The sequence below is a fragment of the Cognatundibacterium jejuense genome (assembly GCF_014284255.1).
In the GTDB taxonomy this organism is placed as follows: Bacteria; Pseudomonadota; Gammaproteobacteria; order Burkholderiales; family Burkholderiaceae_D; genus Undibacterium; species Undibacterium jejuense.
Genome location: NZ_JACOFV010000021.1, coordinates 11,588 through 27,610, shown reverse-complemented (window position 1 = coordinate 27,610; position 16,023 = coordinate 11,588). Strand labels below are relative to the sequence as shown.

At 45.4% G+C, this 16,023-nt stretch carries 12 protein-coding genes; 8 read left to right on the top strand and 4 right to left on the bottom strand.

Annotation, left to right across the window (positions count from 1 at the left end; genetic code table 11):
- Window positions 1-52: 52 nt before the first annotated feature.
- Entirely contained in the window at window positions 53-865 is an 813-nt protein-coding gene (locus H8K32_RS18290) for a hypothetical protein (RefSeq protein ID WP_222613185.1), read from the bottom strand.
- 749 nt (window positions 866-1,614) lie between these two features.
- Here H8K32_RS18290 and H8K32_RS18285 point away from each other — a divergent pair.
- Entirely contained in the window at window positions 1,615-2,373 is a 759-nt protein-coding gene (locus H8K32_RS18285) for a carbonic anhydrase (RefSeq protein ID WP_186914005.1), read from the top strand.
- Window positions 2,374-2,534: 161 nt separating this feature from the next.
- Here H8K32_RS18285 and htpG read toward each other — a convergent pair whose 3' ends face one another.
- Window positions 2,535-4,442 carry a molecular chaperone HtpG gene (htpG, locus tag H8K32_RS18280; RefSeq protein WP_186914004.1) on the bottom strand — a complete coding sequence of 636 codons (1,908 nt, stop codon included), beginning with the start codon at window positions 4,440-4,442 and terminating at the stop codon, window positions 2,535-2,537.
- 208 nt (window positions 4,443-4,650) lie between these two features.
- Entirely contained in the window at window positions 4,651-6,024 is a 1,374-nt protein-coding gene (gene cysS / locus H8K32_RS18275) for a cysteine--tRNA ligase (RefSeq protein ID WP_186914003.1), read from the bottom strand.
- A 453-nt stretch (window positions 6,025-6,477) separates the two neighbouring features.
- On the opposite strand from cysS, the gene H8K32_RS18270 reads away from it, so the two are divergent.
- Window positions 6,478-7,548, top strand: coding sequence for a GGDEF domain-containing protein (locus tag H8K32_RS18270; RefSeq protein WP_186914002.1), 1,071 nt, complete (start codon window positions 6,478-6,480; stop codon window positions 7,546-7,548).
- A 36-nt stretch (window positions 7,549-7,584) separates the two neighbouring features.
- Here the strand turns inward: H8K32_RS18270 and H8K32_RS18265 are convergent, their stop codons facing one another.
- A complete protein-coding gene (locus H8K32_RS18265) occupies window positions 7,585-9,006 on the bottom strand; it encodes an aminotransferase-like domain-containing protein (RefSeq protein ID WP_186914001.1) in 1,422 nt (473 codons plus the stop codon).
- Between the two features lie 273 nt (window positions 9,007-9,279).
- Between H8K32_RS18265 and H8K32_RS18260 the strand changes: the two genes are divergently transcribed.
- The 6 genes from H8K32_RS18260 (at window position 9,280) to H8K32_RS18235 (ending at window position 15,938) form a co-directional block, all read left to right on the top strand.
- On the top strand, window positions 9,280-9,876 hold the full coding sequence (locus H8K32_RS18260; protein ID WP_186914000.1) for a LysE family translocator: 597 nt from the start codon (window positions 9,280-9,282) through the stop codon (window positions 9,874-9,876).
- A 39-nt stretch (window positions 9,877-9,915) separates the two neighbouring features.
- Entirely contained in the window at window positions 9,916-10,809 is an 894-nt protein-coding gene (locus H8K32_RS18255) for a DMT family transporter (RefSeq protein ID WP_246447477.1), read from the top strand.
- Window positions 10,810-11,014: 205 nt separating this feature from the next.
- Window positions 11,015-11,473, top strand: a complete 459-nt coding sequence (locus H8K32_RS18250) for a RidA family protein (RefSeq protein ID WP_186913999.1) — start codon at window positions 11,015-11,017, stop codon at window positions 11,471-11,473.
- A gap of 116 nt (window positions 11,474-11,589) precedes the next feature.
- Complete coding sequence (locus tag H8K32_RS18245; RefSeq protein ID WP_186913998.1) at window positions 11,590-12,783, top strand: aminotransferase-like domain-containing protein; 1,194 nt, start codon at window positions 11,590-11,592, stop codon at window positions 12,781-12,783.
- A gap of 322 nt (window positions 12,784-13,105) precedes the next feature.
- Entirely contained in the window at window positions 13,106-13,927 is an 822-nt protein-coding gene (locus tag H8K32_RS18240; protein WP_186913997.1) for a substrate-binding periplasmic protein, read from the top strand.
- A gap of 28 nt (window positions 13,928-13,955) precedes the next feature.
- Window positions 13,956-15,938 carry a sensor histidine kinase gene (locus tag H8K32_RS18235; RefSeq protein ID WP_186913996.1) on the top strand — a complete coding sequence of 661 codons (1,983 nt, stop codon included), beginning with the start codon at window positions 13,956-13,958 and terminating at the stop codon, window positions 15,936-15,938.
- Window positions 15,939-16,023 lie beyond the last annotated feature (85 nt).

Here is a 16,023-nt window from a genome sequence, read left to right as displayed (position 1 = left end):
GATAAAGGCTGTGACAAAGTGTGAGAAATATTTTTTTTGCAGTCTTTACGCTTCACTCAAACAGTCCACCAATTAAAAGCGGTGTAGTTTCGGTAATAATTTCCCCAGTGTCAGCTTCAGTTGGGAATTTATATAAAACTCCTACTTCGGATCTTTTTGAGCTAGGTATTAATTTATCTAATTTAGTTAATTTACCTTCTGAATCTCGAAAAAAAATAGATGGATTTCCCATGGTTTTTGGATAGCTGAACTCTATCCCTTTGCAATCTTTTCCAATATATTGCAATCTATACTTAATGCTTCCATCGCGTAATACAGACAGTAATTGATTGCAGGCCACGCGCAATTCCTTTACTGGGTACACGCCGTTAGCATTTAATTTAATTGATCCAGTATTCTGAAAAAAATATGTCCCAGCTCGCCGATTTATTCTGAATTCTGCGTCTTCCTCGTAAGCTTCTTTGAGTTTTGGAATCGTGACATGCAAGCCAGGTTCGAATGGCAAAAGCATTCTCGTTTTTTCGCCGACCAATTCGAATTGCACGCCTTCGGTTGACTCGTTTAAATCTTTCGGCCACAGCTGAAAAGTCAACCTAATGAAATTCTTAGGTTTCGGGTAAGATTCAAGCCACTCTAGGGTGTAATGTGCTTTGCGATATGACATCCACTGAGGATCTCTTGTCGAAGCAACGGTGACTGACTGCGGTACGGCTTCTTCGTTTTGGGCCTTAACAATGGACGGTAATGCTAAGGGTACGAGAAAACTTAAAAGCGAATAGCAAGTTCTAGATGTTGGGAATTTCATGCCGACTTTTTGTTGAAGTGATGAGCAGACCTTGCTGCAAAAAAGAAACAAGGCTTGCATATTCAATCTGACGCTCTACGTCAGTGAACGTACTGATTAGCTTGCGCTAGCGATGCCAGATTCAGTTGCGTAGAGATAAAATGCAACTGCCAACAGCAATTCCAAAATAAAACCACCACCAACTTGCTCAACTTCCATCATGTTCATTTCTTGCATTTTAAGCTCCAGAAAATAAGTAAATTACCGCAACATTGTTATTACGGCAAGCAAAGTATTGCAAAAATAAGCATATGATTACGTCCTAGTTGCGCACTCTCCGTGCCCTCTGCGGCCGGTTGGGGGGGCTAGTTTTACTTCAAAGCTTCCGTTAATTTGTGTCATTTTCGCATCCTATTTTGATCTGCAAATTGCTTCTGGCGTGTCGATTTTACGATTCTTGTGGTAAAGAATGTGCCTTAACAGTGCACCCAACAGTAAAAAGAACGCAATGTGATGGCGATCGGAATATGGTTAGTTAAGGTTCGTGGAATAAATATCTTTCACATAGCATATTGATTGCCAAAGGATGAGTAAATAAATTGCAAAAAAAACATTAAAATAGCTACAATAATGTACAATGTAAAATGTTTTGAAAAAGATAATTCGGAAGTCACGGTTCAGAAATAGTAATCATGTATAAACATTGTTATCTTTAAAGATCGTTTTTACTCATTTGCTTCCGAGGTAATTTTTAGAAATTGAACTCACTGACTTTGAGTCTGTGTTTTTAGCTGAAGGTATGTTGCATCCCTATTTTATGGAAATTGAAAATGAATAAAAAATTAATCGCCGCGATGACTTGTACTGCGTTTGCCCTGTCATTCGGTATTGCAAATGCATCTGATAAAGGTGCTCCTGCACATTGGAGTTACGACGGTAAAACTGCTCCGGCTAAATGGGCAGAACTGGATGAGGCTAACTCTGCTTGCAAAATCAGTAAAGAGCAATCTCCAATTGATATCGTTAAATCAAAAGTGACAAAAGCTGCTTTGCCAGCACTCGATTTTTCTTATAAATCTGGTACAGCAGAAGTCGTTAATAATGGTCATACAATCCAGATTAATTTGCCAGCAGGTAGCAGCTTGAAAGTTGGTAATGACGAAGCGGCGCTGTTGCAATTCCATTTCCATACACCAAGTGAAGAAAAAATTGATGGCGTTAATTACCCAATGGTGGCGCACTTTGTTCACAAAAATGCAGATGGCAAATTATTTGTAGTTGCGGTCCTGTTTAAAGCTGGCAAAGAAAATGCGACGTTGGCTCCAATATTTTCTGCGCTTCCAGCAGAAGGTACACCAACTAGTTTAGCAAGTTTTGATCCATCCAAAGTTTTACCAGGTAAGCTCGCTTACTACAAATTCATGGGCTCTTTAACGACACCACCTTGTAGCGATGGCGTTCGCTGGCACGTACTGAAACAGCCAGTAGAGATCTCCAAAGCACAGATCGCAGCATTCAAAAAAATGTACAAAATGAATGCACGTCCTGTGCAACCTCTGAACGGTCGCGTTGTTGAAGTGAGCGAATAAATTGTAATATGCTCAGAGGGACAGGATATAGTGGGTCACCTAAACTCACACCTATTTTCTTTCTCTTGCTAGCCTGAAAAAAAGCCCGGCGACAATTCTGTCCCCGGGCTTTCTCATTTTATGGCTGTGTTTAGATTAGCAGCCGATTATGTGTCGCTTATTTACTTACTCAACAGCATTTCATTCAAACGTTTTACGAAGCTGCTTGGATCAGCCAAGGTGCCGCCTTCTGCCAGCAAAGCCTGATCAAACAAAATGTGTGACCAGTCACTGAATTTGGCTTCTTCGTATTTCAGTTTTTGCAGCAAAGGATGATCTGGGTTGACTTCCAGAATTGGTTTCGACTCTGGTGCAGCTTGACCCGCTGCTTTCAACATGCGCGCCAGATTGCCGGACAAGTCGTGTTCGTCCGCCACAAGGCATGCTGGTGAATCGGTCAAACGGAAAGTGACGCGCACATCTTTGGCCTTATCTGCCAGCGCCGCTTTCATTTTTTCTACCAGATCCTTGAACTCGGTTTCAGTTTCTGCGTGGTGTTTTTTCTCAGCTTCATCTTCCAATGTGCCCAGATCCAAACCGCCTTTCGCCACAGAAGCCAATTCTTTGCCTTCGAATTCACTCAGGAAAGACAACATCCATTCATCAACGCGATCGGTCAGTAACAAGACTTCGACGCCTTTTTTGCGGAAGATCTCTAAGTGCGGGCTATTTTTAGCTGTCGCATAGCTCTCTGCCGTGACGTAGTAGATCTTGTCCTGGCCTTCTTTGGCACGTGCCAGATAGTCAGCCAATGACACGTTTTGCACGTCGCTGTCGTTATGTGTCGAAGCAAAGCGCAACAGTTTCGCGATGCGATCTTTATTGGTCGCATCTTCACCGATGCCTTCTTTCAATACCTGACCGAATTCTTTCCAGAATGTCGCGTATTTTTCGTGTTTAGCTGCTGCTTCATCGCCTTCGGCATTCGCTAAATCTTCCAACATGCCCAGTACGCGCTTGGTAGAGCCATCGCGTATGGCTTTGATGTCACGGCTTTCTTGCAGAATCTCGCGAGAAACGTTCAGTGGCAAGTCGTTGGAGTCAATCACACCTTTGACGAAGCGCAGATACACTGGCATCAATTGTTCTGCATCGTCCATGATGAAGACACGTTTGACGTACAGCTTGATGCCGCCACGCTTGTTGCGATCCCACAGATCAAATGGTGCACGCGCTGGGATGTACAGCAGTTGGGTGTAGTCGCTGCGACCTTCAACGCGGTTGTGCGTGTGTGTCAGTGGCGCGCTGTAATCATGGGAAACATGTTTGTAGAACTCTTCGTATTGTTCCGGTGTGATTTCGGATTTGCTACGTGCCCACAATGCGCTGGCTTGATTGATTGTTTCGAATTCATTAGTGATGACTTGTTCTTTTTTCTCTTCGTTCCATTCTTCTTTCAGCATTTTGATAGGCAGAGAGATATGGTCGGAATAGGTGCGGATCACGGACTTGAGTTTCCATGCGGACAAGAATTCGTCTTCGCCTTCGCGCAGGTGCAAGATGATATCAGTACCGCGGCCTGCTTTAGTGATGTCTTCAACGCTGAAGTCACCCGCGCCTTCGGATTCCCAACGCACGCCTTCAGAAGCAGACGCGCCAGCACGACGAGATTCAACAGTGATGCGGTCAGCAACGATAAAGCCAGAATAGAAACCCACACCGAACTGACCAATCATGGCGGCGTCTTTTTGCTGATCGCCAGACAGTTTGCCAAAGAATTCTTTGGTGCCAGATTTAGCGATGGTACCCAGATGTTCGATCGCATCGGCTTTGCTCATGCCGATACCGTTATCAGAAATTGTGATGGTACGTGCCGCCTTATCGAAGGTCACTTTGATTTGCAGCTCCGCATCGTTTTCAAACAATGCAGCGTTATTGATCGCTTCAAAACGCAGTTTGTCGGACGCGTCCGATGCATTGGAGATGAGCTCGCGCAAGAAGATTTCCTTGTTGGAATACAAGGAGTGAATCATCAATTGCAGTAATTGTTTGACTTCGGCCTGAAAGCCCAGAGTTTGTTTTTCTGACATGTTTTTCCTCGGAAATTAGGTTAGGAAGGTCGTTTTAAATAAAATTGAATCAAATGAATTAAATGTGAATCAAAAAACTAGCTCTCCCGAGGTGGGGACGTAGCACGAGATTTCAAGTTTTTCGATGCAATAAACCTTGCTTGTTGACGTAAAAAAACGCCGGACTTTTCAGTCGCGGCGCTTTATCGATACGGAGCTGGTGCTGGGATTACAAACGTTTGATATTCATGCTGCCAGCTTTGTCTTCGACTTCAAAGCCCAGTGCATGCAATGCGGCGCGTAAGCGATCGGCTTCTGCCCAGTTTTTAGCTGCGCGTGCTGCCTGACGTTGCTCTGCCAATGCTTGCACTTCGGCTGGCACTTCTAATGCTTGCGGCACCCAGTTGGCCAGACCTAGACCAAAAATTTGATCGAATTCAGCGACCGTTGCTTTTTTATCGGCATCAGAAATGTCGGCTTTCAACATTTCCCACACCAATGCCAGTGCGCGCGGCACGTTTAAGTCTTCATTCACAAAAGTCGTGAATTTTTCTTTGAATTCAGCATTCACACTGCCACCAGCTGGCCAGGCGTAGAAGGTATCGCGCAAACGTTGTAGAGCGGTTTGCGCTGCTTGCAAAGCTTCAAAGCTGAATTGCATCTGGCTGCGATAGTGTGCAGTCAGGCACAAATAGCGATAGGCAAGCGGATCGATGTGTTGATCCAGCAAGGTTTGTAAGCGCAGGAAATCACCGCTGGATTTGGACATCTTGCCAGAATCAATTTGCAAGAAATAACCGTGCATCCAAAAGTTCGCTAGGCGCGTGCCGTGGCAAGCCTGGTTCTGTGCGATTTCATTGCTGTGATGAATAGAAATATGGTCTTCGCCACCGCAATGGATATCGAACCACGGTGTCAGATATTTAGCTGACATCGCCGAGCATTCAATATGCCAGCCCGGGAAACCGCGGCCCCATGGACTATCCCATTCCATTTGGCGCTGTTCGTTTTCCGGACTAAATTTCCACAGGGCAAAATCTGTCGCATTGCGTTTTTCGCCAAGTTCAACACGGCTACCAGCTTTGATGGCGTCGCGTTTGATACGGGCGAGGTAGCCGTAGTCATCTTGCTTGCTGGTATCAAAATAAATGCCATCACTGGTGCGATAGGTAAAGCCTTTGCTTTCGATGCAAGAAATAAAATCGATTTGCTCAGCAATGTGATCTGTTGCTTTGCACCAGATGCTTGGTTCCAGGACATTTAAACGCTGCAAGTCTTGCTTAAAGGCAATCGTAAAACGCTCAGCAATTTGCCATGCCGATTCACCGGCTTTGCGGCTGCCTTTTTCCATTTTGTCTTCACCGTCATCGCCATCTGAGACCAGATGACCCACGTCAGTGATGTTAATGACGTGACGGACAGTATGGCCGTTCCATTCTAACGTGCGACGCAGCAGATCTTCAAATAGATAGGTACGCAAATTACCGATATGCGCGTAGTCATACACGGTAGGGCCGCAGCAATACAATCCGACCCAATCAGTACGCAGAGGTGTGAAAGGGCGCAGGCGGCGTTCCCAGTTATCGTAAAGAAGTATGTCCATCTTGGTTTAACAATGAAAAAGAGTAAGAAATTGAAAGAACTTGGTGCGCGCGATTAACGGATTTTCGTCACGGTGTTAATCGGCAATAGATAATGCAGACTCAACAGCAACAACAACGCAAGTCATTGCTGAAAACAGGTGGAAAACCTGTAAAAATGTCAGCAAACTGCGATGTGAAGGGCATAATGTGCATAGTGAGCGCGTAAAAAGGTGGATGAGAATGTAGCATAGATATGTGCTTTCATCCTAAAAAACCATAATTTTCTATCTAAAATACCGAAGTGCGCCGCCAGAATATCTGTGACTTGCGAGTGAGTGCAATGAATGATGCGCATCGTTGTCGAAGCAAATTTGCGGCAGATCCGATAAACATTGGGATCTGAGCTTAGGTAGTGATATAGTTTGTAATAATGTTTTTTTAATAATAAATCCTGAGTATGATAGGTATTTAAAATGCAAACGACGTATCAAGAAATTCCTGATGAACAATACCGAACCTATTTCCAGAATCAAGACAGAATCCAGGCACGCTTGGTGGTGCGGGTATTGATGTGGTCTTTGCTGCCACTTAGCTTTATCGATTTGTTGTTCCACGAATTTTCTGTGACTTCGGTAGTGTTGTTGTCGATGCGAGGTTTTGTTCTGGCCTGTTCCTGGTGGTTTTTACAGCAATTGAAGGTGCTGGGTACGGCGCCTGTCATCGATAAATATTTACTCCGTTGGGTGGTGCTGGTCATGCTGATGCAACTGGTCAGTAACGCCTGCACGCCAAGAGATTACTTCGGACATTACCTCATCGATATTTGGGGTTGTCTGATGACCTTCATTGTGGTGCCGCTGCCTCTGAAGATGTTGCGTCTACCGGTGGTGAGTTTTGTGATTGTTTCACTACTTCTGATGGTATTCAAGCATGCACTTTATTATGGATATTCGCTTGGCGTTGCTATGATGTTGCCAGCGAGTGCTGTGACTGGTCATGCCATTGCCAGTTACGTGCATCGCTATCGCCGTAAGTTGTTAAGTGCCGAGCAAGAATTGGAACGTCAGGCAAGTATTGATCCGGTAACGGGTGTGGCCAATTGGCGCGAATTTATGCGAATTGCCGAAGCTGAATTACAACGTCATGCGCGTTTGACAAAACCGATGTCAATGTTAGTGCTGGATGTTGCAGATTTTAAAAAAATTAATGATGAATACGGCCCGGAAACTGCCGATATTATTCTTGTCGAGGTAACCCGCCGTATTAAGCGGGTTATGCGGTCTTACGATAATCTGGCGCGTTACGGTAGTGATGAGTTTTGTGTTTTGTTGCCTGAAGCAGCGGCAAACGATGCAGAAAAAATCGCCGGACGTACCCGTACCACCGTTGTGTCTATGCCAGTGACAGTATCCGGCAAAGAAATTAAAATTGATGCCACGATAGGTGTGGCAACGATGCGCGAAGGTGACAATGTGTCAGCTTTATTGCATCGTGCCGGCGATGCTCGTGGCAAGGGTAAAGTGTCGACTTTTATGGTTGCTTAAATTGTTCTACATCACGCAACTTGGTTAAAAATTTTTTTAGCGCAGTTCTTTTTTCAAAAAGTCCCACACCCCTGCATCTGACATCGCAGCGATGTTGATACGCATTTTGGTCGACGGTGCCTGGTGGGGGGAGAACAAACTACCTGGCGCAAGCAGGTATCCTTGCTCGAGGGCTTTCTCGGTGAGCTTGTTGGTATCCACACCAGTTTCTGTCCACAAAAACATCCCCGCCGGAGTGCGGTAATCAACTTTGATACCGATATGTTCGAGTCGCTTGGTGATGTCATCTCTGACCCCATCGAGCTTCACACGGATACGATCAACATGTTTTCGATAGTGACCTTCGGAGAGAATTTTGTACACGACACGTTCGCCGATTTCCGTTGTCGTGAGTGTTGATAGCATCTTGCGATCGGATAAGCGTATAGCCAGTTCTGCTGAAGTCGCGATAAAACCAACGCGCAAATTGGCGGCCAGTGTTTTAGAAAATCCGCCCAGATAAATGACACGGTTTAGTTGATCCAGCGCAGCGATGCGGGTCGCTGATTGTACGGCACTGCCGGGATGCATATCGCAGTAAATATCATCTTCCACCACAATGAAGTCATGTAACTCCGCAGTTTTCAACACTTGAAATGCTTTGGCCGCTGACAATGAAGTCGAGGTCGGATTGTGCATGACTGAGTTGATGATATACAACTTCGGTTTGTGTATTGCTGCCAGCTCTGCCAATTTAGCGACGTCGGGACCATCATGCAGGCGCGGAATGCCAATCACCTTGGCACCAAGAATCGCAAACGATCCAAACATCAGAAACCATGCGGGATCATCGACAAAAATGGTATCACCAGGACGTGTAAATTCACGGGCGACCAGATCCAATGCTTGCGTCACGCCAGTTGTCATCACGATTTGTTCTGGCGCTGCCGCGATTTCCAGCTCAGCCAGTTTGAGTTGCAATTGCTGACGCAGCGGCAGAAACCCTTGTGGCGTACCGTAATGCAGTAACAAATTTTGATTCAGACGACTGATTGCCCGTAAGCCGTTCGCGACCAATTCACCATCGAGCCAATCATGTGGTAACACGCCGGAACCCGGCATTTTTTGCGGTGGTAATTGGCGAAACATATTGCGCACCAGCCAGACCACATCCATTTGCTGCGAGCCAGTTACGACCTGCGTTGCGACGGGGGCACTACTCAGCATCGATGCTCGTTCACGGACAAAAAAGCCTGCGCCGCGACGTGATTCCAGATAGCCCTTGGCGACCAACCTGTCATAGGCTTCGACCACCGTGAAACGTGAAACATGCTGTTCATCAGCAAATTGCCGGATCGAAGGCATACGCGCACCCGTACGCAGCAACTTGTCGTCGATACGGTTGGCAACTGCTGCCACAATTTGTTCTACCAGAGAATCCCCGGAGTCGCGCGAAATATAAAAGGTAGGCGTTTGCATGAGCTTTTCTTCGTTTCTTCGTTATTGGTAGTCTGTATTGGGGAATTGACCAGAACAGTGTGGTGATTATCGTTTTTTGTGTATTGGTACTGTATTGGTTTTTGCGTTTAGGATAGCACAAACGCTGATGAAAAAGAGTGCAGTGCCGAAGATGGTTCTGTCGCCAATGCGTATTCTGTTTCAGATTGCATTCGTCGATGACAAACACCATTAGCATTGAACATAATTTAAAAACAAAACGCGCGAAATTTGCCGAAGGAAGCAGAACACCACATGCCATTTACAGAATTTATCGCCTTTTCCATCTTCGCCTGGATAGGCTCTTTTACACCCGGTCCGAATGTGGCGATTGCTGCCACTACTGGCGTCAATCACGGTTTGCGCGCGGCATTGCCGCAGGTGATGGGTGTGCCGTTGGGATTTGTGCTCATGATGTGGGCGATTGGCCTCGTTGGAGCGTCAGTTCTGTCAGGTCATCCGCACTTGGTATTACTCATGAAGATTGCAGGCAACGGGTATCTGTTGTGGCTCGCATGGCGTTTGTGTTTTTCTGCTACCTTGTCTGACAGCAAGAGCATGCAACCGTTGAGCGTCAAACAGGCCGCCGTGTTTCAAATGGTGAACCCGAAAGCATGGATGATGTTGGTTGCCGCAACCTCAACCTATGCAATAGGACAAAGCGAATTTTTTGCTCGTATGGGGTGGATGAGTCTGGGTTTTGCTTTGCCTAGTGCGCTAAGTTTGCTTACGTGGGCATGGATGGGCGATAAATTACGTCATTGGTTGTCAGTCGGGCAGCGCCTACGTCGCTTTAACCTGTGCATGGGGATATCGCTGGCGTTGACTGCGGTCTGGATGTTTAGTCTATAAACAATTTCTGAAACTGACATCGAATTGCATTGGAAAAATATGAGCACCCTCGCATTGAAACAACAAAAACTGGAAGTCAAAGGTATGTGGCTGGGCTTTGTGGGCGTTGCTATTTTTAGTCTGACTTTGCCTTTCACACGACTTGCCGTGGCAGAGCTTAATCCCGTGTTTGTTTCGATGGGACGTGCTGTTGTAGCGACAATTTTGGCGGGCTTGATGATGTGGTTGCAAAAAGCACGTCTACCACAGCGATCTGAATTGAAATCATTATTTATCATAGCCTGCGGCGTCGTTTTAGGCTTTCCTTTGTTGAGTACTCTCGCAATGCATCAAGTACCCGCTGCGCATGGCGCGATCGTGCTGGGAATTTTACCGTTGGCGACAGCACTATTTGCGGCACTACGTTTTCATGAGAGGCCTTCTTTAGGATTTTGGTTGATGGCGGTGATGGGTAGCGGATTGGTGCTGGGGTTTGCCTTCATGCAAGGTGCAGGTCGTTTGCAATGGGCAGATTTCGCGTTGTTCGGGGCCGTCGTTCTGGCAGCGATGGGCTATGCCGAAGGTGGCAGATTGGCGCAAAGTATGAGTGGTTTGCAAGTCATTTCTTGGGCGCTCATCTTGATTTTTCCTGTGACCCTGAGTCTGAGTATCTGGAGTTATTTACAGTACGGCTTGCACGCATCCACTGCGGCCTGGGGTGGGTTCGCCTATGTGTCGGTGTTTTCTATGTTTGTCGGTTTTTTGTTCTGGTATAAAGGCCTGGCGACTGGCGGTATTGCAAGGGTAGGGCAGGTGCAATTATTGCAGCCGTTTATGAGCTTATTAGGTGCGGCAATGATCGTCGGCGAGTCCTTGAATTTGATCAATATGCTATTTGCCGTGGCGGTGGTCGTTACCGTCAGTCTGGGGCGACAAATGAAGATTCATCGTTAGAGTAGGGCAAAATTGCAAGCTGACCAAATAAAATCAATAAGACCACTTGAATTTGGGGGTATGAATCGGGCAATGGCAGGCATACAATAGAGAGCTATGCGTAGCATCTACGTGTGTTTCAAATTGCCTTATTGGCATTGCATTATTGCACCGTATTTGTTTTTACCACTCTGGTTGGCTGCGCCACCACTTTTTTGGAATGACCATGTCCTTTTACGAAAAACTCCAAGCACTGAATATTGAATTGCCTACCGTTGCAGCACCAGCCGCTGCTTACGTGATGTATGTACAGACTGGTAATACCGTGTTTCTGTCCGGTCATATTGCCAAAAAAGATGGTAAGGTCTGGGTTGGTCAGTTAGGTAAAAATATTACAACAGAAGAAGGTAAATTGGCTGCTCGCGCTGTCGCGATTGATTTGATGGCAACATTGCAAGCTGCGTGCGGTGGCGATCTCAATCGTGTTAAACGCATTGTGAAGCTGATGAGCCTGGTTAATTCGACGCCTGATTTTACCGAACAGCATCTGGTCACTAACGGTGCCTCTGAATTGATCGCGGAAATTTTTGGTGATCAAGGCAAACACGCCCGTTCCGCATTCGGCGTAGCGCAAATCCCTATGGGAGCGTGTGTAGAAATCGAAATGATCGTGGAACTTAACTGATCAGATTCGTCACATAATTAGCACTAAATATGACTGAGGCAATTTCAAGATATTTGTCTCAGTTTGAACGATAACAATATTTTGCCAGACATGGCATGACTTCCAGTGAGACCAGCATGAAACTTGAAAATCCTACCCCTATCAATTGGAAATTCTCAGAACGCGCCGAGCAACTGCAAAGCTCCGTTATTCGTGAGATTTTAAAAGTGACCATGCGTCCGGAAGTCATTTCGTTTGCTGGTGGTTTGCCATCACCTGAAACTTTCCCAGTTGAACGCATGAAAGCCGCGTTTGACAAAGTGTTGTCAGAACAAGGTAAAACGGCATTGCAATATGGCCCGACCGATGGCTACGCACCTTTGCGCGAATTTATTGCAGCCTCATTGTCCACCGCAGATTGCAAAATTTTGCCCGAGCAAATTTTGATGGTATCTGGTTCGCAGCAGGGTTTGGATCTGTTGGGTAAAGTATTGGTGGACGAAGGCAGCAAAATTTTGGTCGAAACACCAAGTTACCTCGGTGCTTTGCAAGCATTTTCTGTGTATCAGCCGCAATTTGAATCGGTCGATACGGATGAACATGGTCTGATTCCTGCATCCGTTGCCGCAAAAGGAGAGGGCGCACGTTTGATGTATGCCTTGCCTAACTTTCAAAACCCGACTGGCCGAACCTTGTCGATAGAACGTCGTATGGAGTTGGTGGAGACCTGTGCACGTATGGGTATTCCGCTGATCGAAGATAACCCTTACGGTGATTTGTGCTACAGCGGCGAGCCTTTGCCAAAAATGTTGAATATGAATCCTAACGGCGTGATTTACATGGGGTCGTTCTCTAAGGTATTAACGCCAGGTATTCGTTTGGGGTATGTGGTCGGTCCGGTTCCCCTTATTCGTAAATTAGAGCAAGCGAAACAAGCAGCTGATTTGCATACGGCACAACTGACGCAAATGGTCGTTTATGAAGTGATTAAGGATGGTTTCCTCGGTGAGCACATTCCGACGATTCGTACTTTCTATTCACGCCAGTGCGATGTCATGCTTGAGGCAATGACGAAGTTCTTCCCGCAAGGCGTCACTTGGACCCGTCCAGAAGGCGGCATGTTTATCTGGGTCACTTTGCCTAAGCACATCGACAGCAAATTGTTGTTGGATGAAGCGATTCAACACAATATCGCTTTTGTTCCGGGTGGTCCTTTCTACGCCAACGAAGCAGAAAAAAATACGCTGCGCTTGTCCTTCGTTACTGTATCGCCAGAACGCATCAACGAAGGTATAGAAAAATTGGGCAAGTTAATTAAAGCCAAAATGTGAAGATTGCCTTATTGAATTCGGTAGAAAAAAATATAAAAACCCGCTTTGAGCGGGTTTTTATATTGGCGGATTCATTGAACAATGCATTTTTTATTCAGAGGATGCGGAATTTTATGTCAATTCATTGAATAATCGGATTAGCTTTCATTGCATTTTTACTACAAATTTGTGCTGCGTTGATCTCTAAGCATATCAGAGTTATTGTTGCTTGAAAGAACAGTTGGTTGGAGGTGTCTTTTTTATTTGAAATTGTCATCTTGCCTCGCGACTATTCAGGCGTTAGACTGAATCAAATTCTTCTATCATAATAAGAGGTGTTGCAATGAGGCCATATTTTAGAGCAGGCAAGTTGTTATACGTGGCTAGTACCTTTTTTCTGATAAGTTTACAACTACTTGCTGCTCCCTCCCAGGCTCAGGAGGTATGTAAAAAGTTGTTAGCGACCGGGAATCCAGAATACCCGCCTTTTTTATGGCGAGATGCGCAAGATGAAAGTCATTTGATCGGTGCGAATGCAGAATTGATGCAAGCCTTATCGAAAGAAATTGGCGTGCCGATTGAGGTAAAGTATCTCGGACCTTGGGCCAGAGTACAGGAAGAAGCAAAATTGGGCCATGTCGACTTAATTGCCGGCGCGTTTTTTACCTTGCCGCGCCTTGATTACATGGATTATTTTTATCCGGCGTTTCGCGAAACCAGGACGGCTATCTGGACCAAAAAAAATAGTAAATTGGTCTACCGTAAATGGAGTGATCTGGTTGGCAAAAATGGCATCACCGTGATTAATAATAGCTTTGGCGAAGATTTTGATCGCTATGCCAAAGAGTCTCTGAAAATCGTTACCGTATCTAGTCTGGAGCAAGCCTTGGCTATGCTCAATCTATCCAGGGCGGATTATTTGATCTATGAAGAGGACCCAGGTCTGGCGTACGTTGCTAAATTGAATATGAATGATGTAAAAACATTGCCAACTGCGGTTGCCAACGAAAATTTATATTTGACGATGGCGCATAAATCTCCCTGCAATACACCAGAAATGCGAGGTCGTATTGCTAAAGCTTTATACGTATTGGACAAGCAAGGTTTGATGAGTAAATTGGTGACATTCAATATCCAATTGTGGCGTAAGCAGCAGTCCAAATAATCCTAGGGTTTCCAGATTGAGGTTAATTTTGCGGAAACTTTCGTTAAGACAAATATCTATATTAGGCGTCGCACTCGGTATCTTATTGCCAGCCATGGTGTTCGGTTACTTCATGACAGTGGCGAGGTATGAGCGTGAATTACAGCTGCGCATACGTGTGCCGATGGCGCAAAATGCCGATATGTTATCTAAAGCGATGGAAGTTCCGCTTTGGAACGTCGATAAAGAAGTTAGTAAGCAATTCGTGCAAGCAGTCATGCGAAATCGTGAGGTGATCAGCCTGGTTGTGACCGACGAAGCTGGTAATGTTTTTGTTCGCAGTGATAAAGTCCGCAAGTCCGGTATTCATACCCTAAAAGAAGAACGTCCAATTTACCTCGAAACGAAAGTGATTGGTAAAGTCGTCCTGGAAATGACAACTGAATATGTCAATCGGGATTTGTTAGATGACATTTTTAAACTTGGTGCAGGTCTTGTCGCACAGGTAATTTTCTCGTTCGTATTAATTTGGTTTTTATTTGACCGGCGTATCGTGCGTCCTATTCAAGCACTCCAAGCCGCTACTGCAAAGCTCGCCAGCGGCAAACTAGATGAGCCCTTAGTGTTACAACGTCAGGATGAAATCGGAAATTTAGCATCCGGTCTGAATCAAATGCGACTCAATCTTGGGCAACTGATTTCTGAAAGAGAACAGCAAAATATTATCTTGCAACAAGAACTCAAAGAGCGTTTACGCGTTGAGCAGGCCTTGCGTGACACTGAAGAAAAATTCATAGGAATTTTTCAGGCTTCGCCGGTAGCGATGAGTGTTTTGCGTAAAAATAATCAGTACCGGATCGTCGACGTTAACGATGCTTGGGTGAGGCAATTTGCGTGGTCGGCTGAAACGATACTCAGCAATCTGGAAATACAAGAAGACCTATGGCGCAATTCCGAAGATTATGCGCAAGTCCTGCGGCTACTTGAGCGAGATGGCGAGTTGCAGGGGTTTGAGGCATGGCTACGTTGTGGCACAGAAGATAAGACGTTGTTATGTCAAATATCCGGACGTTTAATTCGCTTTGGTGACGAGCCATTTTTGATACTTGTGCAAGAAGATATCACCGAAAAACGTCAGAATGAAAAAGACATTCTCAACATGAATGTTACGCTGGAACGTCGTGTCTCAGAAAGGACGCACGAGCTGGAAGAAGCAAATAATGAACTCACAGTAGTGCTTGAGAACTTGCAACGCGCTCAGCAAGAGTTATTGCGAACCGAAAAAATGGCAGCTCTTGGATCACTGGTGGCAGGTGTTGCGCATGAACTCAATACACCAATCGGTACCAGCGTCACAGTTGCCAGTACCTTACAAGAACAAACAGATGATATTTTGCAGCAGTACAGTCACGGCTTACGTAAATCTGCATTAGAAGAGTATTTAAAAAATGCCAGAATGGGAACAGATTTGCTTCTGCGTAATTTGAGTAAAGCTTCTGAACTGGTTACTAGTTTTAAACAAGTGGCGGTTGATCGTACCAGTGCCAACCGGCGCGTTTTTGCCCTCCATGAAATGGTGAGCGAACTGATACTCACCCTCGGCCCCATGATACGTAAAACCAAACACGAAGTGGTTTCGGATATTCCAGAGAAAATGATGATGGATAGCTATCCGGGCGCGATGGGACAAGTCATGACCAATCTGATTAACAATGCATTCATTCATGCATTTGGGGGCGAAAGTAGAGGAACGGTGACGATCAGTGCACGTTTTTTTGATATTGATCGAATTGAAATTATCGTTAAAGATAATGGTAAAGGGATAATTCCAGTCAACTTAGGACGTATTTTTGATCCATTTTTTACAACTCGGCTTGGGCAAGGTGGTAGCGGATTAGGTTTAAATATTGTGTACAACCTGATTAAAGACGTACTGGGTGGGGATATTTCTGTCGATAGTATCGTGGGCAAAGGAACAAGTTTTACCATTGTGCTTCCTCGCATTGCAAAAATTACAGATGAGCAAAACTAATGTCATTTAAATACTTATACTTGTCACTTGTATTGATTTGAAGTATTGATTTGGCTTTTGCGCGCTAGCCTTGCGTGGGTCTGAT

Bases quoted from the DNA above. Each gene is read 5' to 3' on its own strand.
- H8K32_RS18260 (WP_186914000.1), top strand. From the start codon at position 9,280: ATGCCATTTACAGAATTTATCGCCTTTTCCATCTTCGCCTGGATAGGC.
- htpG (WP_186914004.1), bottom strand. From the start codon at position 4,442: ATGTCAGAAAAACAAACTCTGGGCTTTCAGGCCGAAGTCAAACAATTA.
- H8K32_RS18245 (WP_186913998.1), top strand. From the start codon at position 11,590: ATGAAACTTGAAAATCCTACCCCTATCAATTGGAAATTCTCAGAACGC.
- cysS (WP_186914003.1), bottom strand. From the start codon at position 6,024: ATGGACATACTTCTTTACGATAACTGGGAACGCCGCCTGCGCCCTTTC.
- H8K32_RS18250 (WP_186913999.1), top strand. From the start codon at position 11,015: ATGTCCTTTTACGAAAAACTCCAAGCACTGAATATTGAATTGCCTACC.
- H8K32_RS18240 (WP_186913997.1), top strand. From the start codon at position 13,106: ATGAGGCCATATTTTAGAGCAGGCAAGTTGTTATACGTGGCTAGTACC.
- H8K32_RS18265 (WP_186914001.1), bottom strand. From the start codon at position 9,006: ATGCAAACGCCTACCTTTTATATTTCGCGCGACTCCGGGGATTCTCTG.
- H8K32_RS18285 (WP_186914005.1), top strand. From the start codon at position 1,615: ATGAATAAAAAATTAATCGCCGCGATGACTTGTACTGCGTTTGCCCTG.
- H8K32_RS18255 (WP_246447477.1), top strand. From the start codon at position 9,916: ATGAGCACCCTCGCATTGAAACAACAAAAACTGGAAGTCAAAGGTATG.
- H8K32_RS18270 (WP_186914002.1), top strand. From the start codon at position 6,478: ATGCAAACGACGTATCAAGAAATTCCTGATGAACAATACCGAACCTAT.
- H8K32_RS18290 (WP_222613185.1), bottom strand. From the start codon at position 865: ATGCAAGCCTTGTTTCTTTTTTGCAGCAAGGTCTGCTCATCACTTCAA.